Annotated in this window: 24 protein-coding genes; 10 read left to right on the plus strand and 14 right to left on the minus strand. The window is 71.9% G+C overall.

From position 1 onward, the window contains the following. The first annotated feature begins 126 nt into the window (after positions 1-126). The gene (locus tag HED23_RS35640; RefSeq protein ID WP_203181788.1) at positions 127-510 is read left to right on the plus strand and encodes a cold-shock protein; all 384 of its coding nucleotides are present in this window, start codon (positions 127-129) and stop codon (positions 508-510) included. A gap of 69 nt (positions 511-579) precedes the next feature. Here the strand turns inward: HED23_RS35640 and HED23_RS02405 are convergent, their stop codons facing one another. From HED23_RS02405 to HED23_RS02420, 4 genes are read right to left on the minus strand one after another with little or no spacing between them, the layout of a single operon-like run. Next, positions 580-1,485: a 1,4-dihydroxy-6-naphthoate synthase gene (locus HED23_RS02405; protein ID WP_203181789.1), complete on the minus strand. Its 906-nt coding sequence runs from the start codon at positions 1,483-1,485 to the stop codon at positions 580-582. Further along, positions 1,457-2,176 carry a futalosine hydrolase gene (locus HED23_RS02410; protein ID WP_203181790.1) on the minus strand — a complete coding sequence of 240 codons (720 nt, stop codon included), beginning with the start codon at positions 2,174-2,176 and terminating at the stop codon, positions 1,457-1,459. The genes HED23_RS02405 and HED23_RS02410 overlap by 29 nt, the downstream gene beginning before the upstream one ends. A 25-nt stretch (positions 2,177-2,201) precedes the next feature. Next, on the minus strand, positions 2,202-2,684 hold the full coding sequence (locus HED23_RS02415) for a DUF2771 domain-containing protein (protein WP_203181791.1): 483 nt from the start codon (positions 2,682-2,684) through the stop codon (positions 2,202-2,204). 27 nt (positions 2,685-2,711) lie between these two features. After that, a complete protein-coding gene (locus HED23_RS02420; RefSeq protein WP_203181792.1) occupies positions 2,712-4,154 on the minus strand; it encodes an MFS transporter in 1,443 nt (480 codons plus the stop codon). Between the two features lie 464 nt (positions 4,155-4,618). Between HED23_RS02420 and HED23_RS02425 the strand changes: the two genes are divergently transcribed. From HED23_RS02425 to HED23_RS02435, 3 genes are all read left to right on the plus strand, one after another. Next, a complete protein-coding gene (locus HED23_RS02425; RefSeq protein ID WP_203181793.1) occupies positions 4,619-5,551 on the plus strand; it encodes a DUF3027 domain-containing protein in 933 nt (310 codons plus the stop codon). A gap of 311 nt (positions 5,552-5,862) precedes the next feature. Beyond that, positions 5,863-9,039, plus strand: a complete 3,177-nt coding sequence (locus HED23_RS02430; RefSeq protein ID WP_203181794.1) for a sacsin N-terminal ATP-binding-like domain-containing protein — start codon at positions 5,863-5,865, stop codon at positions 9,037-9,039. A gap of 458 nt (positions 9,040-9,497) precedes the next feature. Next, the gene (locus HED23_RS02435) at positions 9,498-10,364 is read left to right on the plus strand and encodes a DUF5707 domain-containing protein (protein WP_203181795.1); all 867 of its coding nucleotides are present in this window, start codon (positions 9,498-9,500) and stop codon (positions 10,362-10,364) included. Between the two features lie 49 nt (positions 10,365-10,413). On the opposite strand, the gene HED23_RS02440 is transcribed toward HED23_RS02435, so the two are convergent. Continuing rightward, positions 10,414-12,816: an HAD-IC family P-type ATPase gene (locus HED23_RS02440; protein WP_203181796.1), complete on the minus strand. Its 2,403-nt coding sequence runs from the start codon at positions 12,814-12,816 to the stop codon at positions 10,414-10,416. Between the two features lie 124 nt (positions 12,817-12,940). Then, positions 12,941-13,228, minus strand: coding sequence for a DUF2530 domain-containing protein (locus HED23_RS02445; RefSeq protein WP_203181797.1), 288 nt, complete (start codon positions 13,226-13,228; stop codon positions 12,941-12,943). Between the two features lie 176 nt (positions 13,229-13,404). Between HED23_RS02445 and HED23_RS02450 the strand changes: the two genes are divergently transcribed. Beyond that, positions 13,405-14,856, plus strand: a complete 1,452-nt coding sequence (locus HED23_RS02450; RefSeq protein ID WP_203181798.1) for an NCS2 family permease — start codon at positions 13,405-13,407, stop codon at positions 14,854-14,856. Positions 14,857-14,920: 64 nt separating this feature from the next. Here HED23_RS02450 and HED23_RS02455 read toward each other — a convergent pair whose 3' ends face one another. After that, a complete protein-coding gene (locus HED23_RS02455) occupies positions 14,921-15,136 on the minus strand; it encodes a hypothetical protein (protein ID WP_203181799.1) in 216 nt (71 codons plus the stop codon). 134 nt (positions 15,137-15,270) lie between these two features. On the opposite strand from HED23_RS02455, the gene HED23_RS02460 reads away from it, so the two are divergent. Both HED23_RS02460 and HED23_RS02465 read left to right on the plus strand, forming a co-directional pair. Next, positions 15,271-15,711 carry a MarR family winged helix-turn-helix transcriptional regulator gene (locus HED23_RS02460; RefSeq protein WP_031093273.1) on the plus strand — a complete coding sequence of 147 codons (441 nt, stop codon included), beginning with the start codon at positions 15,271-15,273 and terminating at the stop codon, positions 15,709-15,711. Positions 15,712-15,811: 100 nt separating this feature from the next. Then, complete coding sequence (locus HED23_RS02465) at positions 15,812-17,146, plus strand: MFS transporter (protein ID WP_203181800.1); 1,335 nt, start codon at positions 15,812-15,814, stop codon at positions 17,144-17,146. A gap of 52 nt (positions 17,147-17,198) precedes the next feature. Here HED23_RS02465 and HED23_RS02470 read toward each other — a convergent pair whose 3' ends face one another. Continuing rightward, entirely contained in the window at positions 17,199-17,780 is a 582-nt protein-coding gene (locus tag HED23_RS02470; RefSeq protein ID WP_203181801.1) for a Uma2 family endonuclease, read from the minus strand. Between the two features lie 101 nt (positions 17,781-17,881). Here HED23_RS02470 and thpR point away from each other — a divergent pair, with 101 nt between their 5' ends. Next, the gene (gene thpR / locus HED23_RS02475) at positions 17,882-18,454 is read left to right on the plus strand and encodes an RNA 2',3'-cyclic phosphodiesterase (protein WP_203181802.1); all 573 of its coding nucleotides are present in this window, start codon (positions 17,882-17,884) and stop codon (positions 18,452-18,454) included. 146 nt (positions 18,455-18,600) lie between these two features. Here thpR and HED23_RS02480 read toward each other — a convergent pair whose 3' ends face one another. The 5 genes from HED23_RS02480 to HED23_RS02500 all read right to left on the minus strand — a co-directional run bounded on the left by HED23_RS02480 (position 18,601) and on the right by HED23_RS02500 (position 23,010). Continuing rightward, positions 18,601-19,596 (minus strand): aldo/keto reductase, encoded by a 996-nt coding sequence (locus HED23_RS02480; RefSeq protein WP_203181803.1) that lies wholly within the window; start codon positions 19,594-19,596, stop codon positions 18,601-18,603. 46 nt (positions 19,597-19,642) lie between these two features. Next, complete coding sequence (gene pip / locus HED23_RS02485) at positions 19,643-20,617, minus strand: prolyl aminopeptidase (protein ID WP_203181804.1); 975 nt, start codon at positions 20,615-20,617, stop codon at positions 19,643-19,645. 46 nt (positions 20,618-20,663) lie between these two features. Next, the gene (locus HED23_RS02490) at positions 20,664-21,182 is read right to left on the minus strand and encodes a hypothetical protein (RefSeq protein WP_203187770.1); all 519 of its coding nucleotides are present in this window, start codon (positions 21,180-21,182) and stop codon (positions 20,664-20,666) included. 269 nt (positions 21,183-21,451) lie between these two features. Beyond that, positions 21,452-22,282 carry an ammonia-dependent NAD(+) synthetase gene (gene nadE, locus HED23_RS02495; protein WP_203181805.1) on the minus strand — a complete coding sequence of 277 codons (831 nt, stop codon included), beginning with the start codon at positions 22,280-22,282 and terminating at the stop codon, positions 21,452-21,454. A gap of 155 nt (positions 22,283-22,437) precedes the next feature. Beyond that, positions 22,438-23,010 (minus strand): hypothetical protein, encoded by a 573-nt coding sequence (locus HED23_RS02500; RefSeq protein WP_203181806.1) that lies wholly within the window; start codon positions 23,008-23,010, stop codon positions 22,438-22,440. Between the two features lie 239 nt (positions 23,011-23,249). Here HED23_RS02500 and HED23_RS02505 point away from each other — a divergent pair, with 239 nt between their 5' ends. After that, complete coding sequence (locus HED23_RS02505; protein WP_203181807.1) at positions 23,250-23,744, plus strand: hypothetical protein; 495 nt, start codon at positions 23,250-23,252, stop codon at positions 23,742-23,744. A 103-nt stretch (positions 23,745-23,847) separates the two neighbouring features. Here HED23_RS02505 and HED23_RS02510 read toward each other — a convergent pair whose 3' ends face one another. Next, positions 23,848-24,126 (minus strand): metal-sensitive transcriptional regulator, encoded by a 279-nt coding sequence (locus HED23_RS02510; RefSeq protein ID WP_203181808.1) that lies wholly within the window; start codon positions 24,124-24,126, stop codon positions 23,848-23,850. Positions 24,127-24,340: 214 nt separating this feature from the next. Between HED23_RS02510 and HED23_RS02515 the strand changes: the two genes are divergently transcribed. Continuing rightward, entirely contained in the window at positions 24,341-25,150 is an 810-nt protein-coding gene (locus HED23_RS02515) for an ABC transporter ATP-binding protein (RefSeq protein ID WP_203187325.1), read from the plus strand.

The raw sequence follows: 25,150 nt of genomic DNA on the forward strand, positions 1-25,150 counted from the left end.
GACGCCTTGTGTCCGGCCCCCGGGCCATTAGCCTGGGGCACGGCGGGTCGAAGACCCGCTGTACTGCTATCCGGAGCCGTTTCGCGGCTCTCCCGCACACCGACGAGTACGAGGACGAGGACAGACGTGCCCACGGGTAAGGTCAAATGGTTCAATTCGGAAAAGGGCTTCGGCTTTCTTTCGCGCGACGACGGCGCCGACGTCTTCGTCCACTCCTCAGTACTCCCGGCCGGCGTCGAGGCGCTCAAGCCCGGTCAGCGCGTCGAGTTCGGGGTGGTCGCGGGCCAGCGCGGTGACCAGGCCCTTTCCGTGGTGATTCTCGACCCCACGCCCTCCGTGGCCGCCGCGCAGCGGAGGAAGCCGGACGAGCTGGCCTCCATCGTGCAGGACCTGACGACGGTGCTGGAGAACATCACGCCGATGCTGGAGCGGGGCCGCTACCCCGACAAGGCCTCGGGTGCGAAGATCGCCGGCCTGCTGAGGGCGGTCGCCGACCAGCTCGACGTCTGACGCACACCCCCGACGGCGTGGGAGGTCCCGGTCTCCCACGCCGGAGGCGAGCACGCCGGCCCTCGCGGGTCAGCGTGCGGTGACGGAGAACGCGTCCGGGGCCAGCGCCGGTACGAGGCCCTCGGCCGCGGCCCGGGTCAGCAGGCCGCGGACCGCCGCGTAACCGTTCTCGCCGAGGTCGGCGGTGAATTCGTTCACGTAGAGCCCGATGTGCTGGTCGGCCACGGCCGGGTCCATCTCCTGGGCGTGCTCCAGGACGTACGGGCGCGAGCGCTCCGGGTCGTCCCAGGCCATCCGCACCGACGTACGGATCGATTCCGCCAGCCGGGCCAGCGTCTCCTCGCCCAGCGAGCGCTTGGCGATGATCGCGCCGAGCGGGATCGGCAGACCGGTGGTGGACTCCCAGTGCTCGCCCATGTCGGCGAGGCTGTGGAGGCCGTAGTTCCGATAGGTGAAACGGGCCTCGTGGATCACGAGCCCGGCGTCCACCCGGCCGTCACGTACCGCGGGCATGATCTCGTCGAACGGCATGACGACGATTCCGCCCACGCCGCCCGGCACGACCTCGGCCGCCCACAGCCGGAACAGCAGGTAGGCGGTGGAGCGCTCGCTCGGCACGGCGACGGTCTTCCCCGTCAGGTCCGCTCCGGGCTCCTTCGTGAGGACGAGCGGCCCGCAGCCACGCCCCAGGGCGCCGCCGCACGGCAGCAGCGCGTATTCGTCGAGCACCCACGGCAGGACGGCGTACGACACCTTCAGCACGTCGAGCTCGCCGCGCTCGGCCATGCCGTTGGTGAGGTCGATGTCGGCGAAGGTGACATCGAGGGCGGGCGCGCCGGGGACCCTTCCGTGCGCCCAGGCGTCGAAGACGAAGGTGTCGTTCGGGCACGGCGAGAAGGCGATCCGCAGCGCGGGGAGCGGTGCCCCCGCGGATTCGGTCGCGGTGTCAGTCACGGTGCCGGTCGAGTCGGTCATGCTGGGTCCAACTTTCCACTACGGGTGCGGTCTTCCCGAACGCCTCGGTGAGCGCCGCCAGGGCGTCGCCGATGCGCCAGGCCGCGCGGTCACGCGGCCCGACGGTGTTCGAGACGGCCCGGAGCTCGAGCGCAGGCACGCCGAAGCGCGCTGCGGCCTCCGCGACGCCGAAGCCCTCCATGGCCTCGGCGACGGCTCCGGGATGCGCGGCCAGCAGCTCGGCGGTGCGAGCCGCGCTGCCGGTCACGGTGGAGACGGTGAGGACGAGCCCCGGCACGGCGCCGGTGGCCTCCGCGACGTCCCGCACGAGGGCTCCGGGCGGCAGGAAGGTGTCCCTGCCGAAGCCGAGACCGGTGACCGGCACGAAGCCGTCAGGGGTCTCGGCGCCCAGGTCCGCAGCGACGATGCCGGTCGCCACGACGAGGGAGCCGACGGGCGCGGCGGGTGCGAAGCCGCCGCCGATCCCGGCCGAGACGACGGCCGCGTACGGCCGGGAGGCGGGCGCGGCGGCGAGGGCGAAAGCGGTGGCGGCCGCCGCGGCGGCCGGACCCGCGCCGCCGGCGAGGACGTCGAACGGGCCGGCCGGGTGCAGCTCGGCGCCGGGTACCTCGCGTACGGGCGGCTCACCCCCGAACGCACGCGTGACCGCGTCCCGTTCGGCCGGGACGGCGGTCACGACAAGCACCCGCACGGCGGTGGTCCTCGGGTTCAGGGGGTCAGGACGTCTTCGTGAGCTGGAAGTGCCAGATGCCCGTGAGCTTCTGACCCTTGGTCTCGACGATGCTGATCTGCGTCTTGTCCGCCGCGGTCTCGCCCGTCTGGCTGGTGAAGAAGGCGCTGCCGGGGATCGACCGGTAGGTCTTCTTGTACGGCTCCTGCTCGGCCTGCTGGCCGTTGATGAAGAGGGTCCAGCCGTTGTCCGCGACCTCGGGGTCGACACCGAAGCGGACCTTGTCGTCCATCGCGACCTTGACGGACTTCTCCGCCTTCTTGTTCAGGCAGCCCTGGATCTCGGACTCCTTGAGGGCGTTGCCGTCGTTGTAGCAGGACGCCTCGGTGTGCACCGAGTTGTCGCCGACCGTCACGGTGGCGAGCGGCGTCGGCTTGTCGCAGGCGGACAGGACAAGGAGTCCCGCGGACACGGCACCAAGAGCGACGCCGATTCGACGGCCCTTACCGGAGAAGAACGCAACGGTCATGCGCCGAAGGTTATCGGTCGGCGCCGCTCATGCCACGCGGGGGTGCGGTGAGCCGCGCCGTGCGGCCCCCAGGAGCCCCCGTACGGAGGCGGCGGCTCCGAGGGCGAGGAGCCCGGCGGCGACGGACATGCCGAGTACTCCGTTGAGGGGGAGCGCGATGCCGATCGCGCCGCCGACGACCCAGGACATCTGGAGCAGCGTCTCCGACCGGGCGAAGGCCGAGGTGCGCACCTCCTCCGGCACGTCGCGCTGGATCATCGCGTCCAGCGACAGCTTGGACAAGGCCTGGGTGAAACCGGCGACCGCGGCGAGGGCGGCGACCATCACCGTGCTGAAGAACACGGCGGCGAGCACGGCGGCCCCCAGGGCGAGCCCCAGCACCGTCGCGACGATCACCTCGGGGCCGCGTGCCCTGAGCCACGAGCCCACCGCCGTGCCGCAGGCGTTGCCGGTGCCGGCCGCGACGCCGACGATGCCGAGGGAGACCGCGGCGCTCTGACCTGCCAGGGGATGCTCGCGCAGCAGGAACGCCAGGAAGAAGATGAGGAAACCGGAGAGCGCGCGGTGCGCGGCGTTGGCCTGGAGGCCGTGCAGGACGGACGGCCCGACCGACCGCAGCCCCGGTGGTTTCTCCCGCCCCTTCCTTCCCCCGATCCTCGTGCTGCCGCTCCTGGCTCCCTTGCCGCCCTTGGTCCTCCCCTCGGGGGCTGCCGGGCGGGCCGTCTCTTCGTGCGGCACCGCGAGACGGGCCTTGCGCTCGCCCTTCGCGGAGTCGACCTTGTGGGGCAGCGTGAAGGCGAGGACGGTCCCGCCGAGGAAGATCGCGCAGGCCCCGTAGAGCGGCCAGGGGGACCCGATGCTCTGGAGTCCCGCTCCGATCGGCGCCGCGATCCCCGTCGCCAGCAGTCCGGCCAGGGTGACCCGCGAATTGGCTTTCACCAGGGAGAAGCGGGGTGGCAGGAGCCGGGGTACGACGGCACTGCGCACGACCCCGTACGCCTTGGAGGAGACCAGGACGCCCAGGGCCGCCGGGTAGAGCTCCAGACCGCCCGTGGCCACCGCGCCCGACATCGTGATCGCGAGTACCGCCCGGGCGAACATCGCGCCGGCCATGGCGGCGCGGCGGCCGTGCGGCAGACGGTCCAGGAGGGGGCCGATCACCGGGGCCAGCAGGGTGAAGGGGGCCATCGTCACGGCCAGGTAGAGGGCCACGCGCCCGCGCGCCTCGTCCGTCGGTACGGAGAAGAAGACCGTGGATGCCAGTGCCACCGTGATCATGACGTCACCGGCGCCGTTGACCGCGTGCAGCTCGATCAGCTTGCCGAGGCCGGACTCACCCGCCCCGTGGGCGTGCGTCGCCTTCCTGATGCCCCGTGCGGTGCCCGTGAAGGGGGCGCGCAGGGCACGGCCCATCGCCCGGGCCGCCCTGCGGAGCGGACCGGACCCGTCGGACGACCTGGCGGCAGCCACGTGGTCATAGTGCCCCACCCCCCGCCGTCACGAACCCATGATCGGGCCGGGGCGTGGCGGCGTCCGCCCCGTCGGGGGAATCGTCCCCGGTGGGGGACCGGCCGGAAAAAGGCCGGGAAACGGCGGGCACAGACCGGCCGTGCCGGGGCGAATCGGCTTCGCCACGGTGGCGGACCGGATACCGATCCGGAACGGTTCCGGTCCTGTTTGGGACGGGCAGGTGGGCGCGGGGCGGCGGAGAGGGTAGCGTGCACTCACGCGCCACCGGCGGTTGTTCTTGGCCGCGCGCCTCTCCGCGATCCCGCAGAATGGGTGGCAGAAGGCGCGCCCGAGGCAGGCACAACGGGTGTGGACGTCGACGCGGCCCCCAGGTCCGCTCCGCTCACAACTGTCATGGCCGAAATCGGACATCGATGGAGCTGCTGGCGCGCTCGTGAGACGGCGTATGGAGAGAAGCGAGACCTGTGAGTGCTGCGACGACGCGAAGCCGTACGGCCCGTACCCCCGCCCCTGACCGTCTGTGCGCCGAGGCGGTAGACCTCGCACGCGCGGCGGCGGAAGAAGCCGCCGCGCCCGGAGTGGTGGGTGAGCACGTGGCGCTGGTCTCCGAAGGGGACCGGGTCGTCACGCACTACTTCGAGTCCAAGGAGCCCGGCTACCGGGGCTGGCGCTGGGCGGTGACGGTCGCCAGGGCCTCCCGCGCCAAGAACGTCACCCTTGACGAAACGGTGCTGCTGCCCGGCTCCGACGCCCTCCTCGCCCCCGAGTGGGTGCCCTGGAGCGAACGGCTGCGGCCGGGCGACATGGGCCCCGGCGACCTCCTGCCCACAGAGGCGGAGGACCCGCGCCTGGAACCCGGCTGGACGGGCGAGGACGAGCCCCTGCCGAACTCCGCCGTCTCCGAGGTGTCGCAGGAGCTGGCCGCCCTCGCCGACTCCGAGGACGCGGAGCTGACGACGCTGCCCGCGACGAGCCGCGGTTCGATCGCCGCGGTCGCGGACGAGCTCGGCACGCGGCGTGCGCGGGTGCTGTCCCGCTACGGGCTCCGGCTGGCGGCCGACCGCTGGGACGAGGAGTTCGGCGCGCGGACGCCCATGGCGCAGGCGGCGCCGGCGTCGTGTGTCACATGTGCCTTCCTGGTGCCGATGGCGGGCTCGCTGAAGCAGGCCTTCGGGGTCTGCGCGAACGAGTTCGCCCCGGCGGACGGCCGCGTGGTCTCCCTGTCGTACGGCTGTGGGGGGCACTCCGAGGCGGCGGTCATGCCGAAGCCGCCGAAGCCGACGCCGCACGCCCTGGACACCTTGCAGGTGGACGACTACCCGCTGCGCCCGGCCGACGACTCCGGCTCGGTCCCGGCCCAGCCGGACGGCGCGACAGAGGATCTGGGCCACTCCTGACGCTCCTGCCCGCTGCGGGGTCCGGCGCCGTGCCGGGCCCCGGGCCCCGTGATGCCGGGGCCCGGTCCACGCACTTCCCAGGACTTCCTCCGGGGGACATCCCACGTGGTGACCGCGGCGGGCGATGCGGGCCGCACGTGCGGCGATCCCGCGTCCCCGGGCCCGCTGAGGTCACCCGGCCCGTCCCAGGGGCGGCTCCGAGGGCGGAGCCCGGCTCGTGGACGGGGCGCTGCGGGGGTTCCCGGTCGCGGTACCTTCGGGCGCACACTGGGCGTCACGGGTCACCGGAAGAGCGGAGTACGAGCGTGGGCATGAATGCGACCGAGGGGGCCGATCCGTTCGGGACGGCGCGACTGCGGCGCGGCGTGCTCGACGCCTGGGGCGCGGGTCCCGCCCGCTTCCGCGAGGACGCCAACGCCGAGGAGGACCTCGCCCTGGGCGGCTACCGCGACCGCATGGTCGTCGAGCTGGCCCAGAACGCCGCCGACGCAGCCGCCCGCGCCGGTGTCCCGGGCCGGCTCCGCCTCACCCTGCACGCGGCGGGCGCCGACGGCCCCGCCGTCCTCGCCGCCGCCAACACCGGCGCTCCCCTCGACGCGACCGGTGTCGAGTCGCTGAGCACGCTGCGGGCGTCCGCCAAGCGTGAGGGCCACGAGTCGTCGGTGGGCCGCTTCGGCGTCGGGTTCGCCGCCGTGCTGGCCGTCAGCGACGAGCCCGCCGTCATCGGGCGCCACGGCGGCGTCCGCTGGTCCCTCGCCGAGGCACGCGACCTCGCCCGGCAGGCGGCCGTCGGAAGCCCCGGCCTCGGCGACGAACTGCGCCGCCGCGACGGGCACGTGCCGCTGCTCCGGCTCCCGCTGCCCGCCGAGGGCACCGCGCCCGACGGTTACGACACCGTCGTCGTCCTGCCGCTCCGCGACGGCGTAGCAGAGGACCTGGTGGGCAGGCTGCTCGACGGCGTCGACGACGCCCTGCTCCTCACCCTGTCCGGCCTCGACGAGGTCGTGATCGAGACCCCCGACGGCGTCAGGACGCTGCGCCGCTCCCAGCACGGCCCGTACACGCACATCGACGACTCCGCGCGCGGCCTGCACCGCTGGCGGACCGTCAACGGCCACGGCGCGGTGGAGCCCGCGCTGCTGGCCGACCGGCCCGTCGAGGAGCGGCTGCGCCCGCACTGGTCGGTGACGTGGGCCGTTCCCGTCGGAGAGGACGGGGCGCCCCAGCACCCCCGTACGGCGCCCGTCGTGCACGCGCCCACGCCCACCGACGAGCCCCTCGGCGTCCCCGCGCTGCTGATCGCCTCGCTGCCGCTCGACACCACCCGCCGGCACCCCGCGCAGGGCCCGCTGACCGACTTCCTCGTGGAGCGGGCGGCCGACGCCTACGCGGAGCTGCTCGCCGGGTGGGAGCCCGTGTCCGTCGCCACGATCGCCCTGGTGCCGGGGCTGCTCGGCAAGGGGCAGCTGGACGGCGCCCTGCGGGCCGCGATCCTGGAGCGGCTGCCCCGGGTCGCGTTCCTGGAGCCCGCGGCGCCCCGCGACCCGGCCGAGGCGGCGGGCCAGTGGGACGACTGGGACGGTGCCGGGGCCCCGGGCCGGGAGACGGCCGCGCTGCGCCCGGTCGAGGCCGAGGTGGTCGAGGGCGTGGGCGCGGAGACCGTACGGGTCCTCGCCGAGGTCCTGCCCTGTCTGCTGCCCGCCGGCCTGGAGCGCCGCACCGAGCTGCGCACGCTCGGTGTCGCCAGGGTCCCGCTGACCGAGGCCATCGACCGGCTGGCGGGCCTGGAGCGTGGCCCGGACTGGTGGCGGCGGCTGTACGACAGTCTGGCCGGGGTCGATCCCGACCGGCTCTCCGGACTGCCCGTTCCCCTCGCGGGCTCCACGGACGCGCCCCGCACCACCATCGGCCCCCGCCAGGTCCTCCTGCCGCTGCCCGACGCCCTGACCGCTCCGGTCCTCGCCCGGCTGGCCCGGCTCGGGCTGAAGGTGGCCCACCCGGACGCCGCCCACCCCTTGCTGGAGAAGCTGGGCGCCCTGCCCGCCACCCCCCGCGCCGTGCTGACGACCCCGCAGGTCAGGGCCGCCGTCGCCGGTTCGCTGGACGCGGGCGAGATCTGGGACGAGGACGCGCTGGACGGGGACGAGCTCGCCGACACCGTCCTCACTCTCGTGCGCGACGCGGACCTCGCCCCCGGCGACGAGCCGTGGCTCGGCGCGCTCGCCCTGCCCGACGAGGACGGCGAACCGGCGCCCGCCGGTGAACTCGTGCTGTCGGACAGCCCGTTCGCCCAGGTGATGCGTGAGGGCGAACTCGCTCTGTGCGACGCCGAGCTGGCCGAGCGCTGGGGCGAACAGCCCCTGACCGCCTGCGGGGTGCTGGCCACCTTCGCTCTCGTACGGGCCACCGACGTCGTCCTGGATCCGGACGAACTCGAGCCCCGCGACACCGACTTCGCCGAGCCCGACGACGCCGGCCTGCTCGACGCCGTCGACGTGTGGTGCGAGGACGTCCTGGACCAGCTCCCGGACACCCCGGTGCCGCCGGTCGTCACCGAGCTCGTCGCCGTACGCGACCTGGACCTCGTCGACGACGACGCCTGGCCGCAGGCCCTGGCGATGCTCGCCCGGCCACCGCTCCGCGACGCGCTGACCCAGCCGGTGCGGGTGCTGCTCCCGGACGGCACGACGCAGTCGGTGCGGCCGTACACCGCGTGGTGGCTGCGTGATCACCCGGTGCTCGACGGCCGCCGTCCGGCCGGTCTGCGCGCCGAGGGCGGTGACCCGCGGCTGGCGGGCCTGTACGACTCCGCCGACGCGACGGGCTTCGACGACGCGCAGGTGCTGCGCGCACTCGGCGTACGGACCTCGGTGGCCGCGCTCCTGGACGAGCCGGGCGGGGCGGCCGAGCTGCTGGGCCGGCTCGCCGACGAGGAGCGTCCCGTCGGTCCCGTACAGCTGCATTCGCTCTACACGGCGCTCGCCGAGCTGGATCCCGAACAGGTCACGCTGCCGGACGAGTTGAGGGCGGTCGTGGACGACGAGGTACGGGTCGCCGACGCGGCGGACGTCGTGATCGCCGACGCCCCCGACCTGCTGCCGCTGACCGGCGGCCTCCCCCTGCTGCCGGTGGCACCGGCACGGGCGGCCGAGCTGGCGGACCTGCTCCAGGTGCGGCGGCTCGGCGAGAGCGTCGAGGCCGTGGTGACGACGGAGGGCGAGGAGCACCAGGTGCCGGACTCCGTGCGGATCCTGCTCGGCGCCGGGACCCCCGACACCTACATCGAGCACAGTGAACTGCGCGCCGGAGGCGTGGAGCTGGACTGGCGCCGCACCCCGGACGGTGCCGTCCACGCGTCCACGGTGGAGGGCGTGGCGGCGGGTCTCGCCTGGGCGGCCGGCCAGTGGCCGCGCCGCTTCGAGGTGGCGGCCCTGCTGGAGGACCCGTCCCGCACCGAGGAGCTGGCCAGGGACCGCTGGTTCGACTGAGCGGGTCTGCCCCGGGGGCTCACAGCTCCTTGACCCAAGGGTTCGCGTCGGCGAGCGGGACGAGCGGGTGGCGGTCACGGACGGCCCTGACCGCCGCCACGTCTCCCCGCGTGTCGCGGACGGTGCGGACCTCTGCCTGGTCCGCCTGCCCCGGAATCCCCCGTAGGCGCCGTACCGGCCCCGGAAGGCGCGCTTCCGTCTGCGGAGGGTCCGGTCGGCGGCGAACGCCGTCGCCGCTCCCGCGATACCGGTCGCGAAGGGGCCCTTCGACGCCCTGCCGGCTCATCGCAGCCGGGGAGCCGTCGGCCGATGTGATCTTCACAGGAAAGTCGCCGGAAGAACACAACCTTTCACGCACGTGAACCGTCTGGTCTGTGGAGTCAGCAGACTCACAGACCACATGGGGACCGTCGGACGAGGGACCTGCCACGGCCCCCCTTTCTCCACTTGGGGAACACATGCGTATTCGTGCCACTGTCGCCGCTGTTTCCGGCGCCCTGGCTCTGTCCGCTCTCGCCGTTCCGGCGGCGCAGGCGGGCGACCAGGCGGTTCCGAGCCTGGACAAGCCCACCGCGGCCGAGGTGTTCGGCCTCGGGGCCAAGGCCCCCCGCGCGGCGGCCCGTGCCGCCGTGACCGAGCCCGTGATCTCGAAGGTCGTCGTCAACGGCGGCAAGGACATCGTCCTCGGTACCACGGCCTCGAAGAAGATCACCGTCTCCATCACCGCCTCGCACCCGTCCGGCATAGCCGACGGATACGTCGACCTGTGGCACGGCTCCGACGTCGAGACGGACGTCGACGGATGGGTGATGCCGAACGAGGACGCGGCGACCTGCACCAACTCCAGCGCCACCACCGCCACCTGCAAGATGACGATCACGATCATCCCCGGCGAGGACCTGTACAAGAACGCGCTGGCCGGCACCTGGCACGTCACCGCCGGTGCGCTGTCCGGTGACCAGGCCTCGATCGCGTGGAACGACTACCACTCCAAGGTCCGGGTCCAGCGCCTCTCCAAGGTGACCGTCAACGCCGCCCCGGAGCCCGTCAAGAAGGGCAAGACCATCACGGTCACCGGCAAGCTCTCGCGTGCCAACTGGGAGACCGGCACGTACAAGGGCTACGCCACCCAGGCCGTCAAGCTGCAGTTCCGCAAGAAGAACAGCAGCACCTACACCACCGTCAAGACCATCAAGTCGAGCAGCACCGGTGCGCTGAAGACCACCGTCAAGGCGTCCGTGGACGGCTACTGGCGCTACAGCTTCGCCGGTACGTCCACCACCCCGACCGTCACGGCCGCGGGTGACTTCGTCGACGTGAAGTAGTCAGCTCCGAAGTAGTCAGCTTCGAAGTGAGCAGCTCCGAAGTGAGCAGCTAGGAGCGGAAGCGGCGGCCGACCATTCGCCAGGCGAATTCCAGGACGGCCGCCGCGACCGCCGCGATCCCCACCGCGGCCCACGGCATCGTCGTCCCCACCAGTTGCAGCGCGAAGAAGTCCTGGAGCCAGGGCACCGCGAGCACGACGACGAAGCACAGCCCCATCGTCGCCACCAGGGCGACACGCCACCACGTGTACGGGCGGGCGATGATCGCCAGGACCCACATGGAGACGAGGAACAGCGTGAGGGTCGCCGCGCTCGTCTCCGCGTCCAGTGCGCCCGTACCGGCGTAGTGGTGCCGGGCCACCAGATACGTCGTGAAGGTGGCAGCCGCCGCGATCACCCCGGAGGGGATCGCGTACCGCATGACACGGCGCACGAAGTGCGGCTGGGCCCGCTCCTTGTTCGGGGCGAGTGCCAGGAAGAACGCCGGGACACCGATCGTCAGCGTGGACAGCAGTGTGAGATGGCGCGGCAGGAACGGGTACTCCACCTGGAAGCACACCACCAGGATCGCCAGCAGCACCGAGTAGACGGTCTTCGTCAGGAACAGGGTGGCGACCCGGGTGATGTTGCCGATGACCCGGCGGCCCTCGGCCACGACCGAAGGCAGCGTCGCGAAGCTGTTGTTGAGCAGCACGATCTGGGCCACCGCGCGCGTCGCCTCCGAGCCCGAGCCCATCGAGACCCCGATGTCGGCGTCCTTCAGCGCCAGCACGTCGTTGACGCCGTCGCCGGTCATGGCCACGGTGTGCCCGCGTGACTGGAGGGCGGCGACCATGTCCCGCTTCTGCTGAGGGGTGACCCGGCCGAAGACCGCGTTCCGCTCGATCTCCGTCGCCATGTCGTCGCGGGCCTCGGGAAGCCGTCGGGCGTCCAGGGTGTGTTCGGCACCCGGCATCCCCAGCTTCTGGGCCACCGCGCCGACGGAGACGGCGTTGTCGCCGGAGATGACCTTCGCGGCGACGTTCTGGTCCTCGAAGTAGGCCAGTGTCTCCCCGGCGTCGGGCCGCAGCCGCTGTTCCAGGACGACGAGCGCGGTGGGCACGGCCCCCGATGCGGCACCGGGGGCGTCCAGCTCGCCCCGCACCCGGGCGAGGAGCAGGACCCGCAGCCCCTGCTCGTTGAGGTGGCCGGTCTCCGCGAGGGCGGGGTCGTCGGCGGGCAGCAGCACGTCGGGGGCGCCGAGCAGCCAGGCGGACGCGTCGCCGTTCCCCTCGGTGAAGGCGGCGCCGCTGTACTTGCGGGCCGAGGAGAACGGCATGGCCTGTGTGACGCCCCAGCCCTCGCGGTCCGGGTGGGCGTCGATGATGGCCTGGAGGCTGGCGTTGGGACGCGGGTCGGAGGCTCCGAGGGCGCCGAGGACACGGCGGACGTAGTCCTCGTCGGAGCCGTTCAGCGGGCGGACCTCGGTGACGTCCATGCCGCCCTCGGTGAGGGTGCCGGTCTTGTCCAGGCAGACGACGTCGACCCGGGCCAGGCCCTCGATGGCGGGCAGCTCCTGCACGAGGCACTGCTTGCGGCCGAGCCGGATGACGCCGATCGCGAAGGCGACCGAGGTGAGCAGGACCAGCCCCTCGGGGATCATCGGGACGATGCCGCCGACCGTGCGGGCGACCGAGTCCTTGAAGTTGTTGTCCTTGACGACCAGCTGGCTGATGATCAGGCCGATCGCCGTCGGGACCATCATCCAGGTCACGTACTTCAGGATCGTGCTGATCCCGCTGCGCAGCTCGGACTGGACCAGGGTGAAGCGGGAGGCCTCCTCGGCGAGCTGCGCGGCGTAGGCCTCGCGGCCGACCTTGGTGGCGGTGAACGCTCCGCCGCCCGCGACGACGAAACTGCCGGACATCACCGGGTCGCCCGGCCGCTTGACCACGGGGTCGGCCTCGCCGGTCAGCAGCGACTCGTCGATCTCCAGGCTGTCGGCCTCGACGACCGTCCCGTCGACGACGGCCTTGTCCCCGGGGCCCAGCTCCACCAGGTCGCCGAGGACGATCTCGGAGACGGAGACCTCGGCGGAGGTCCCGTCGCGCCGTACGGTCGGTTTCGCCTCGCCGATCACCGCGAGGCTGTCGAGGGTTTTTTTGGCCCGCCATTCCTGGACGATGCCGATCCCGGTGTTCGCGATGATCACGAAGCCGAAGAGGCTGTCCTGGATCGGCGCGACGAAGAGCATGATCACCCAGAGCACGCCGATGATCAGGTTGAACCGGGTGAGGACGTTCGCGCGGACGATCTCGGTGACGGAGCGGGACGAGCGGACCGGTACGTCGTTGACCTCGCCCCTCGCGACCCGTTCGGCGACCTCGGTGGTGGTCAGCCCGCCCGGCGGCGTGGGCGAGGTGCGTACGGTGTCCGGCTGCTCGCCGAAGGAGTCGAGTGCCCGCTGCGTCATGACACCGACCGTACGGGCGGAAGGAGTGGTTCACCCGCCGGGCGCCGGAAGATCCGACCGGGGGAGGACCGGAACGGTCCCACGGTCGTACGTCAGGGCCGGAGCCGTGGAGGCAGGCCCTTGGTCAGTGGTGCGCGCCGTCGGGCGAGGTCTCCTCGGCGGCGGCCCGCGCGGCGGCACGCTTCAGCGCGGCGTCACGCCCCCGGACGTACCAGATGCCGATGAGGCCCAGCCCCGCGCCGGCCAGGCAGACCCAGATCCACCAGGCGTGGCCGCGGTCGTCGAACCAGCCGTAGAAGGGGACCTGTACGAGGAAGAGGACGAACCAGAGGATCGTGCCGCCGGTGACGGTGGCGACGACCGGCCCCTCCAGGGGCTCGGGTGCCTCGTGCTTGGGTGTCCACTTCTCCATGCGATCAGTCTAGCCGGGGGCGCTGCGAGCCAGACGGCCCAAGGATCTACGCGCGGAGATAGCGATCTTTGACTTATGTATTCATACTGAATCTGCTTATGGATGACTCGATTTATTCGTGTGAACATCCAAATCTGACTGGTTTCATCCCCTCGATGTACGACTGAAGGTCACACATGTCCTCCTCGGCCACCGCTCCGGTCGATCAGCCTCCGGCGCCGCAGCAGCCTCATGGCGTCCTTGATCGTTACTTCAAGATCTCCGAGCGGGGGTCGACGGTCGCGCGCGAGGTCCGTGGCGGTTTCGCCACGTTCTTCGCGATGGCGTACATCATCGTGCTCAACCCGATCATCCTCGGCAGCGCGAAGGACATGTACGGGCACCAGCTCGACGGGGGCCAGCTCGTCACGGCCACCGTCCTGACGGCCGCGTTCTCCACCCTCCTGATGGGCGTCATCGGCAACGTGCCGATCGCGCTCGCCGCCGGCCTCGGCGTCAACACCGTCGTCGCCCTCCAGCTCGCCCCCCGGATGAGCTGGGCGGACGCCATGGGCATGGTCGTCCTCGCGGGCATCGTCGTGATGCTGCTGGTCGCGACCGGACTGCGTGAGCGCGTGATGAACGCCGTGCCGCGCTCGCTCCGCAAGGGCATCGCGATGGGCATCGGCCTGTTCGTGCTCCTGGTCGGCCTGGTCGACTCCGGCTTCGTCTCCCGCATCCCGGACGCCGCGCACACCACGGTTCCGCTGCAGCTCGGCAACGACGGCCACCTCAACGGCTGGCCGGTCCTGGTCTTCGTCCTCGGCACGCTCCTGACCCTCGCGCTGATCGTGCGGAAGGTGCCGGGCGCGATCCTGCTCTCCATCGTCGTCATGACGGTCGTCGCGCTGGTCATCGACGCCGTCGCCGACCTGCCGGCCGGTGCCTGGGGCCTGACGGTCCCGGAATGGCCCGGCAATCCGGTGGCCTCGCCGGACTTCGGGCTGATCGGTCAGGTCAGCCTGTTCGGCGGCTTCGGGAAGGTCGGCCTCCTGACCGGCGTCCTCTTCGTCTTCACCGTGCTGCTGTCCTGCTTCTTCGACGCGATGGGCACCATCCTCGGCGTCGGTGACGAGGCCAAGCTGATGGACAAGGACGGCAACTTCCCGGGCATCAACAAGGTCCTCCTGGTCGACGGTGTCGCCGTCGCCGCGGGCGGCCTCAGCTCCTCCTCCGCGTCGACCTGCTTCGTGGAGTCCACGGCGGGCGTCGGTGAGGGCGCGCGCACCGGCCTCGCGAGCGTGGTGAGCGGCCTGCTCTTCACTGTGGCGCTGTTCCTGACGCCGCTGGCGACGATGGTCCCCTCGCAGGCGGCCACCCCGGCGCTGATCGCGGTCGGGTTCCTGATCCTCGCGGGCAACGTGCGGGACGTCGACTGGAGCGACTACACGCTCGCCATCCCGGCCTTCATGGCCATGCTGATGATGCCGCTCACGTACTCGATCACCAACGGCATCGGCATCGGCTGCATCGCGTTCAGCGTGATGCGCCTGGCGGCGGGTCGGGGCCGGGAGGTCCCTGCGGCCATGTACGTGGTGTCCGCGGTCTTCGTCTTCTACTACGCGATGCCGGCGCTCGGCCTCACGTAAGCGCCTGCCGGGGCGTCCTGCCGCGACGTCCCGTTCGTCTCCACCCCTACGGGGCGGATCTCCGTCATGTGACCCGGTCGGCCGGGTCCGCGTGACGGGGCTCCGCCCCGTAGAACTTCTCCGTCTCGTCGACGGCCGCGTGGAAGCGCTCGTCGAAGTCGTCGCGGACGAGCGTCCGGACCACGTAGTCCTGGACGGTCATGCCGCGTCTGGCGGCGTGCCGGCGGAGCCGGTCGAGCAGCTCACCGTCTATGCGCAGGCTGAGCACTGTCGATCCCATGCCAAGCAGGGTCGCGGCACACGCGGCCTTTTCGCGGGTCTTTCCGCCCCATACTCACTCGTTCGGGTGATCAGTTTCTCGCGCGTGTACCACCGGCTGGTATTTAGCACAGCTAATGAGTTACGCTAAGGAACATGCCTGACCTGATCCACGACGGTGACAGTGCCGCCGCCGTGAGCTCCCTCCGCTCCGCCGTGATGCTGCTGGGCCGGCGCCTGAAGCACCAGCGCGTCGACGAGTCGCTGAGCCCCACCGAGATGTCGGTGCTCGGCACACTCGCCCGTTGCGGTTCCGCCACTCCCGGTGAGCTGGCCCGCAAGGAGCACGTGCAGCCCCCGTCGATGACCCGCATCGTCGCGCTGCTGGAAGCCAAGGGGCTGGTCAGACTGGAACCGCACCCCGATGACCGTCGGCAGAAGATGGTCAGCCGGACCGAGCAGGCGGAAGCCATGCTCGCCGAGTCCCGCTCCAAGCGGAACGCCTGGCTGGCCAACCTCGCCGAGGGCCTGGACGAGGACGAGTGGGAGAAGCTGCGGGCCGCCGCGCCCGTGCTGGAGAAGCTCGCCCACCTCTGACCCGACGGGGCGCGCGGGCCCGCAGTCCGGAGCCCGCGGCGCCCCGCCGTCACGTCCTCGTCAGTCCGTACGTCGTATACGCCCGAGGAGGCGAACTCTTTTGAGTACGGGATCCGGAGCAGACTCCGCCCCCGCACCGACTTCCACCCACGAGAGCAAGACCGGCGGGACCTTCTCGTCGCTGAAGATCCGTAACTACCGCCTGTTCGCCACGGGCGCCGTGATCTCCAACACCGGTACCTGGATGTCCCGCATCACGCAGGACTGGCTCGTCCTGAGCCTCACCGGGTCCGCCGCCGCCGTCGGTATCACCACGGCCCTCCAGTTCCTCCCGATGCTGCTCTTCGGCCTGTACGGCGGCGTCATCGCCGACCGGCTCCCGAAGCGGCGTCTTCTCATCATCAGCCAGGCAGCGCTCGGCCTGTGCGGCATCGCACTCGCCGTCCTGACCCTCTCCGGCGTCGTCGAGGTCTGGCATGTCTATCTGATCGCCTTCCTGCTCGGCATGGTGACCGTCGTCGACAACCCGGCGCGTCAGTCCTTCGTCTCCGAGATGGTCGGCCCCGCCCAGCTGCGCAACGCGGTCAGCCTGAACTCGGCGAACTTCCAGTCCGCCCGGCTCATCGGGCCCGCCGTGGCGGGTGTCCTGATCACCACGGTCGGCAGCGGCTGGGCCTTCATGTTCAACGGGCTGTCCTTCATCGCGCCGCTCATCGGCCTGATGATGATGCGTACGAGCGAGCTCCACGCGTCCGTGACCGTGAAGCGCGCCAAGGGCCAGCTGCGCGAAGGACTGCGCTACGTCTCGGGCAGACCCGAACTGATCTGGCCGATCGTCCTGGTCGGCTTCGTCGGAACCTTCGGCTTCAACTTCCCGATCTTCCTGACGGCCTTCGCGGACGAGATCTTCCACGGCGGCGCCGGGATGTACTCGTTCTTCAACATCCTCATGGCGGCCGGCTCCCTGGCCGGAGCGCTGCTCGCCGCCCGCCGCCGCTCCTCGCGGCTCCGGATGCTGGTGGCCGCGGGCACCCTGTTCGGTGTCCTGGAGATCGTCGCGTCGCTGTCGCCGTCCGTCTGGCTCTTCTCGCTGCTGCTCGTCCCGATCGGCATGATCGGACTGACGACCAACATCAGCGCGAACACGAGCGTCCAGATGGCCGCGGACCCCGAGATGCGGGGCCGGGTGATGAGCCTCTACATGATGGTCTTCGCCGGGGGCACTCCGGTGGGCGCCCCGATCGTCGGCTGGATAAGCGACGTGTACGGCGCCCGGACCGGTATGGCGGCCGGCGGGGCGATCTCGATGGTGGCCGCGCTCGGGGTCGGCTTCATGCTGACCCGCGTCGGCGGACTGCGCCTCAAGGTCGACCTGCGCCCGGGCCGCCCGCACGTGCGGTTCGTCCCGCGCGAGCAGCTGGCGACGGCTGCCTGAGCAGTCCTCCGGACGCTGCTCTCTCCTCCTCGGAGAGGGCGGCGTCCGCTTTTCAGTCCCGGGGGAAGTCGCCCGTCTCCAGCGTGAGGCCCACGACCGTCCCGGTGAGGTCGACCGCAGCGCCGAAGTCGAGGCTCAGCAGGCTGCGGTACTCGTCGTCCTTGGGGAGCGTGTGCAGGTGCCATGTACCGGTGTAAGGGTCGGCGATGAGATAGACCGGCACACCCGCGGTGGCGTAGGTGGCCTTCTTGGAGCCGTAGTCGTTGGCGGCGGTGTCCTTGGAGATGACCTCGGCGACGAACTCGATGTCCTGGTAGCGCCAGTGCCCCTTGGCGTCCGTGGTGGCACCGTCGGCGAGGGCCACCACATCCGACGCGAAGCCGTTGAGGCGGCCCGGGAAGTCGATGCGCACGTCCGACATCAACCGTCGGCGCGGGTAGCCGGCGCGCAACTGCTCCACAAGATCGAGAATGATCTGCCAGTGAGTGCCCCGTTGCGGCGACATGTAGATGTTCCCCTCGACGATCTCGACCTTGAATCCCTCGGGGGTGGGCTCAAGCCACTCGAACATCATGTCCAAGGTGCGCTCGTCGCTGGTGTCGGCCATCTCGATCCTGTCGTCGACGACGGTCATCGTGCCGCTCCTCCCCGCTGCCGCACGGGCGCGGGCAGCCGCGTAGTACAACGATAGGCCCGGCCCCCCCGGACACGCCGGGACGCTGGGACACTCGCCGCATGAGCAGCCAGAGACTCTTCGCCGCCGTCCTGCCGCCCGGTCCCGCCGTCCACGAGCTGGCCGGTGCCGTCGCCCCGCTGCACGGGCTGCCCGGGGCCGTGAACCTCCGCTGGACCGCCCGCGCCGGCTGGCACTACACACTGGCCTTCCTCGGGAACGTCGACGAGGAGCTGCTGCCCGAGCTGTACGCCCGGCTGGAACGGGCCGCGCACCGGACCGAGCCCTTTCCGCTCCGGATCCACGGCGGCGGCCGGTTCGACGGACGGGCCTTCTGGGCCGGTGCCGAGGGCGGCCTCGACACGCTGAGGCTGCTGGCGCGCCGCGCGCACGCCGCCGCGCGCAAGGCAGGGGTCCCGATGGAGGAGCACCGCCACTACACCCCGCACCTCACCCTCGCCCGCAGCCGCGTCCCGACGGACCTGACCCCGTACACGGCGGCGCTGGAGGGCTTCGACGGCATGAGCTGGGAGGTCGGTGAGATCGGTCTCGTACGCAGCAACCTCCCGGTCGACGGGGTGCCGGGGGAGCAGCCGCGGTACGAGGTGGTGCAGGCCTGGCCGCTGGGACGGTGAGCGGGGCGGTTACGCTCGTCGGGTGGATCCCAAGACCAGAAACCGCATCATGGCGGCCGTGCTCGTGCTGATGTTCATCGTCGTGGCGGCGGCCTCCGCCCTCGGGGGCTGAGCCCCGGGGCGAAGGCCGCACGCGCGCCGCTCTCCTACCAGGCGAAGTTCTCCGGCGACGGGCCCGGGCCGGGGAAGATCTCGTCCAGGGCCGACAGCACCTCGTCCGACAGCTCCAGCTCCACCGCGCGCAGCGCCGAGTCGAGCTGCTCCCGCGTGCGCGGGCCGGAGATCGGGCCCGTGACGCCGGGCCGGGTCAGCAGCCAGGCCAGGCCGGCCTCGCCGGGCTCCAGACCGTGCTTCTCCAGCAGGTCCTCGTACGCCTGGATCCGTGCCCGCACCTTCGGGTCGGCCAGCGCGTCGCCGGAACGGCCGGAGGTGGACCGGGCACCTCCGCCGTCGCGCTCCTTGCGGATCGCGCCGCCGAGCAGCCCGCCGTGCAGCGGCGACCACGGGATGACCCCGAGGCCGTACTCCTGGGCCGCCGGGATGACCTCCATCTCGGCGCCGCGCTCCATCAGGTTGTAGATGCACTGCTCGCTGACCAGCCCGTAGCTGCCGCGCCGGGCGGCACGCTCGTTGGCCTGGGCGATCTTGTAGCCCGAGAAGTTCGACGAGCCGGCGTAGAGGATCTTGCCCTGCTGGATCAGTACGTCGATGGCCTGCCAGATCTCGTCGATCGGGGTGTCCCGGTCGACGTGGTGAAACTGGTACAGGTCGATGTGGTCCGTCTGGAGCCGCTTGAGGCTGGCGTCGACCGCGCGGCGGATGTTGAGGGCGGACAGCTTGTCGTGGTTGGGCCACGCCTCGCCGTCGGCGCCCATGTTGCCGTAGACCTTGGTGGCGAGGACGACCTTGTCGCGGCGGTCACCGCCCTGCGCGAACCAGGTGCCGAGGATCTCCTCGGTGCGGCCCTTGTTCTCGCCCCAGCCGTAGACGTTCGCCGTGTCGAAGAAGTTGACGCCCGCGTCCAGGGCGGCGTCCATGAGCGCGTGGCTGTCGCTCTCGTTGGTCTGGGGGCCGAAGTTCATCGTCCCCAGTACGAGGCGGCTGACCTTGAGTCCTGTGCGTCCGAGCTGCGTGTACTTCATGGGCCCCAAGCCAACTCCTTCGAGCGCGCTCTAAGCAAGGGCGGGCTCAGGCGCGCCGCGCGAAGCGGTCGAGCGCGGCCAGCACCGCGCGGGACGTCGCCGGTCCGCCCAGGTGGCCCGCGCCGTCGATCACCGTCAGTTCGGCGTCCGGCCAGGCCTTGGCCAGCTCCCAGGCCGTGGTCAGCGGGCCGCCGAGGTCGAAGCGGCCGTGCACGAGGGCGCCGGGGATGCCCGCCAGGCGGCCGGCGTCACGGATCAGCTGCCCCTCCTCCAGCCAGGCGGCGTGCGAGAAGTAGTGCGCGCAGATCCGTACGAGCGCCAGCCGGTCGCGTCCGGGCCGCCCGCTGTACGGGGGCGGGCCGGTGTACGACTCCATGGACAGCACCGCCTCCTCCCAGGCGCACCAGTCGGCCGTGGCCTTCGCCCGCACCTCCGGGTCGGGGCTCTCCGTCCGGCGCGCGTACGCGGCGACGAGGTCCCCGGGGCCCTCGGCCTCCGGGACGCCCGCCCGGAACAGGTCCCAGGCCTCGGGGAAGATCTGCCCGGCACCCCGGTACAGCCAGTCGATCTCGCTGCGCCGGGTCGTCGTCACCGCCGGGATCACGATCTCCGACACCCGCTCGGGGTGCTGTTCCGCGTACGCGAGGATCAGCGTGGAGCCCCACGAGCCCCCGTACAGCAGCCACTTCCCGATACCGAGGTGCTCGCGCAGGAGCTCCATGTCGGCGAGCAGGTGCGCCGTCGTGTTGTGCCGCATGTCCGCGGCGGGGTCGCTCGCGTGCGGGGTGGAGCGGCCGCAGTTGCGCTGGTCGAAGAGCACGACGCGGTAGAGGTCCGGGTCGAAGTACTGCCGGGGCCGGGTGCCGCACCCCGAGCCCGGCCCGCCGTGGACGACGAGGGCGGGTTTCCCGGCGGGGTTGCCGCAGACCTCCCAGTGGACGAGGTTGCCGTCGCCGACGTCCAGCATCCCCTGGTCGTACGGCTCGATCAGGGGGTACTTCTCGTCGGGCTTCCTGTCCATCGCGGCAATTCCCCTCGATCGGTGGTGCTGCTTCGACGCAGTGGTGCTAATCGACGTAGGTGAACGGAGTGTCCGCCGTGTTGTTCGAGTCCACGTCGTCCAGGCTCCACACACGGAACACGGGGGTGTCATGCCCCGAACCCACTTCTGCGGGCACCTTCACCTCGGCGGCGAACCTGCCGTCGGAATCCGTGGTGACGTCACGCAGATCGACCTCCACGGACCCGCTGTCCCGGAAGCTGATACGGATCTGCTCTCCCGGTCCGAAGCCGCCGGCCTCGACCGTCACCTTGTCCCCCTCGGCAGCCGTGTAGGGCGTCACGGCCACGCGCGGCGGCCCGGAGTCCGGGGACGGGGGACCGGTCGCCGGCATGGTCTGCACCGGGGGGCCCGACGGGGCGGCGGAGGGACCGGACTCCGTGGCCGGGTCAGGTGCCGTCACGGATGCCGTCGCGGGTCCGTCCCGCAGGCTGTCCGAGGGGGAATCGCCGCCCGACGCCACAGCGGCGATGACTGCGGCGGCGATCGTCGCCACCGCCGTGATCACGGCGGCGACGACCGGCATCCGGTGGCTTCCGCCCTGCCGGGCCGGAGGATGCGGGGGCGGCGGCGGTACCGGGGAACCGGAGGGCGGTGGCGGGGGACCGGAGGGCCGGGGCGGTGCGGGGGGATCGGATGGCGGGGGCGGTGCGGGGCTGGACACGCGTGGATCCCCCTGCGGGCTCGTCAAGATCGGTGGATCCGCTCAGGATACCGACCGTGACATGACGTGCGCTGCTCAATTATCCCTGTACTGACTTGAGTTGACCGACCGCCACCGCGCACACCCGCGCTTCACGGGGCGATGGGCAGCCGGCGCTTGTGGTCGGTGAGGCGGTAGCGGCCGACGATCGTGTCGAAGGCCTGCTCGTCCACCGGCTTGCCCTCCAGGAAGTCGTCGATGGTGTCGTAGGTGACGCCGAGCGCGTGCTCGTCCGCCTTGCCCGGGTCGAGCGTCTCCAGGTCGGCCGTCGGCACCTTCCCGACCAGCTCGGCGGGCGCGCCCAGCGACTGCGCGACGGCGCGCACCCGGCGCTTGGTGAGTCCGGTCAGCGGCACCAGGTCGGCGGCGCCGTCCCCGAACTTGGTGAAGAAGCCGGAGACCGCCTCGGCCGCGTGGTCGGTCCCGACGACGAGGCCGTGATGCGCTCCGGCCACCGCGTACTGGGCGATCATGCGCTGCCGGGCCTTGACGTTGCCGAGCACGAAGTCCTGGTGGTGGGGGTCGCGGAAGGTCACGTCGCCGGTGAGCAGGGACGCCTGCATGGCGTCGGCCGCGGGCTTGATGTCCACGGTCAGCACCTGGTCGGCCTGGATGAAGGACAGCGCGAGCTGGGCGTCGTGCTCGTCGGCCTGGACCCCGTAGGGGAGGCGCATCGCGTAGAAACGCGCCTCGTGACCCGCGGCCCGGGCGCGCTCGACGGCGAGCTGGCACAGCCTGCCCGCAGTTGTGGAGTCCACACCGCCGCTGATGCCGAGCACCAGGGAGCGCAGACCCGTGGAGGTCAGCCGCTCGGCGAGGAAGGCCACCCGGCGCTCGATCTCCTGCCCCGCGTCGAAGGTCTCCGCGACCTCCAGCTCCCGGGCGATCTCCTGCTGCAGGGCGATGTTCGCCGGCTCGCTCACGTCTGCTCCTCGGTCCGGTTCACGACGGTCTGTCGCGCCCACCCTATCGAGGGGCCGCTCGACGCCTGACGGGTGCGCCGTCGCAGCCGGGGCAGCAGCCGCACAGGCCCTGTGCCGGCAGCGGCTTCAGGATGCGCAGGACGGCCCGGACGCCGTCAGCCCTTGACGGCCACGTGGTACGCGGACGCCCACAGCGTCACCGCGGAGGCCAGTCCCACCACGGCGCGCACGCTGTCGTCCGAGAGGCCGGCTGCGACCAGGGCGAAGCCGAGGACCGCGGTGGCGCTCAGCAGCGCGGCCGTGCCCTTGTACTGCCACTGGTCGTAGAGGCGCGCGAGCGGGACGAAGTGCAGGCCGACCACCAGTGCGATGGCCGGCGGGATCAGCCCGGGACGGCCTGAGGCGTTGGCCGCCGCGATCACCGCGAAGATCGCCACGAGCTCGGCCGCGTTGACGACGCCGACCGAACGCGCCCAGTTCGCGGGGGGACTGACCATGCGGGGGGAGGGGGCGGCGCCCTTGCGGTAGGCGAGGAAGACCGCCACCGCGGTGATCGGTACCGCGATGATCTGGACGGCGAGGGCCGCGCCCGAGGACGCCAGTCCGGACGCCCCGGCGAAGGTCCAGACGAGGGCGAACACCGAGAGCACGACGGTGCCCCGGCGGCGCAGGGTCCGGGTGAGCGCGACGCATTCGGCGTCCGTGGCCGGGGGCGTCGACTGGATCATCCGGCGAGAGTACTGCGATCAGCGGCCCGGTCCGGCGGTTTCGGGCAGGACCGGGAAGACCTCCACTTACGGAGGCCTCCCGTCCGCCCGACCCCTCTGACCTGCTGGTTCAGCGGCCCGGGCGCGGAGCCCGGACGCGGCCCGGGTGGCCTCCCGGCCGCCGTGACAAACTGGTCGGCGGGCCCGCTCCGGGCCGGGTCCACGAGGCCCGCGAGCGAATACGAGGAGGAGGCCGCCGCATGGACGCCACCCCGCAGGTGCTGGCGGTGCTGGAGGACCTCCTCGCCTCCGCCGCCCCCGGTGAGCGCGGCGCCCTCTGGCATCTCGCCGAGCAAGGGCGGGAGTTGGACGCCAACATCGTCCGTCTTCCGCCGGGCACCGGAGTGGGCGAGCACCAGGAGGACGTCCTGGACGTGCTCCTCGTCGTCCTCGCGGGCGGCGGCAGCCTGCGTACGGGCGAGGGCGGCACACTGGACCTCGCCCCGACGACGGTCACCTGGCTGCCCCGGACCTCGCGCCGGTCCCTGGAGGCGGGCCCGGACGGGCTGACGTACCTCACGGTGCACCGTCGGCGTCCGGGACTCACGATCAAGCCCGCCGTGCGCACTCCCGCTCACGAGGGCGGCGAGGCCCCTTGCATGCTCGACCTGGTGTGCCCGGAATGCGGGCGGCTGTCGGCGGACCGGGTGCCGAAGTACTGCAGCGCATGCGGAGAGCCGTTCCCGGAGCGCTGACGGAGGCGCGGCTCGCAGGGCGGTGCGCCGGTGCGGCTCGCAGGGCGGCGTGGGGCTCAGGCCGGTGCGGCTCTCAGGCGTGGCGCTCAGGCCGGTGCGGCGCTCAGGCCAGGGAGAGGAAGAGCTTCTCCAGGCGGGCGCGCATCCGGTCCTTGTCGCCGGGTGTCTGCCCCTCGTCGGCCAGGCACTGTTCGAGCCCCGTGGCGATGATGGAGAATCCCGCCCGGTCCAGGGCCCGGGACGCGGCGGCCAGTTGCGTCACCACGTCCTCGCAGTCCCTGCCCTCCTCGATCATCCTGATGACCCCGGCGATCTGCCCCTGGGCCCTGCGCAACCGGTTGAGGACGGACTTCAGTTCGTCGGCCGCCATGTCGAGCTGCATGGTTCCTCCCGCGTTCGGCACGTACCCGGCCGGGCGCGCCCGTCGCGGATACCGGTGACTCATACCCCCAGGGGTACGGTACCGGGGTGCCTCCCCCTGTGCGGGGTGTACCCAGCCCCACCCGCGACTCCGGGGTGTACGCCCAATGTGCACGCCCTCCGCCGTCCGTAGCGTCGTCTACGTGGCGCAGAGAGCGCCCGACGAGCAGAGGGTGATGACCATGTTCGATCGCGCACGGCGGCGCACGAGCCGGACGGCCGAGGCTCTGCGGCTGGTCTCGGTGAGCAAGGTGTACGGAACCGGGGACGGCGCGGTGACCGCTCTGGACGGGGTGACCCTGAGTCTGCCGACGGGGAGCTTCACGGCGGTCATGGGGCCCTCGGGATCGGGGAAGTCCACGCTCCTCCAGTGCGCCGCGGGCCTGGACCGCCCCGACCGGGGGCAGATCCTCGTCGACGGCGAGGAGATGAAAGGCGGCAGCGAGGCGGAACTCACGAAGTTCCGGCGGGACCGGATCGGCTTCGTCTTCCAGCAGTACAACCTGCTGCCCACCCTGACCGTCGAGGAGAACGCCTCGCTGCCGCTGCGGCTGGCCGGCCGGAAGGCCGACCGGGAGAGCATCCGCGCGGTCCTCACGCAGGTGGGGCTCGGCGAGCGCCTCGGCCATCTTCCCGACGAGCTGTCCGGCGGCCAGCGCCAGCGTGTCGCGATCGCGCGCGCCCTGGTCACCCGGCCGGCCGTGATCTTCGCCGACGAGCCGACCGGAGCCCTGGACACGCGCAGCGCACGCGATGTGCTGAGCCTGCTGAGGGAGACGGTCCGAGTGCACGGCAGCACCGTCGTGCTCGTCACCCACGACCCGGTGGCCGCCTCGTACGCCGACTCGGTGCTCTTCCTCGCCGACGGACGCCTGGCTGGACGGCTCTCCGCGCCCACCGCCGAGGCCGTCGCAGAGCGCATGACCCACCTCGGGGACGAGGCGGCCGGGCGGCGGGCGGACAACGGCCCCCTGATGGGGGTGTGA

It is taken from the genome of Streptomyces pratensis (assembly GCF_016804005.1).
Lineage (GTDB): Bacteria > Actinomycetota > Actinomycetes > Streptomycetales > Streptomycetaceae > Streptomyces > Streptomyces pratensis_A.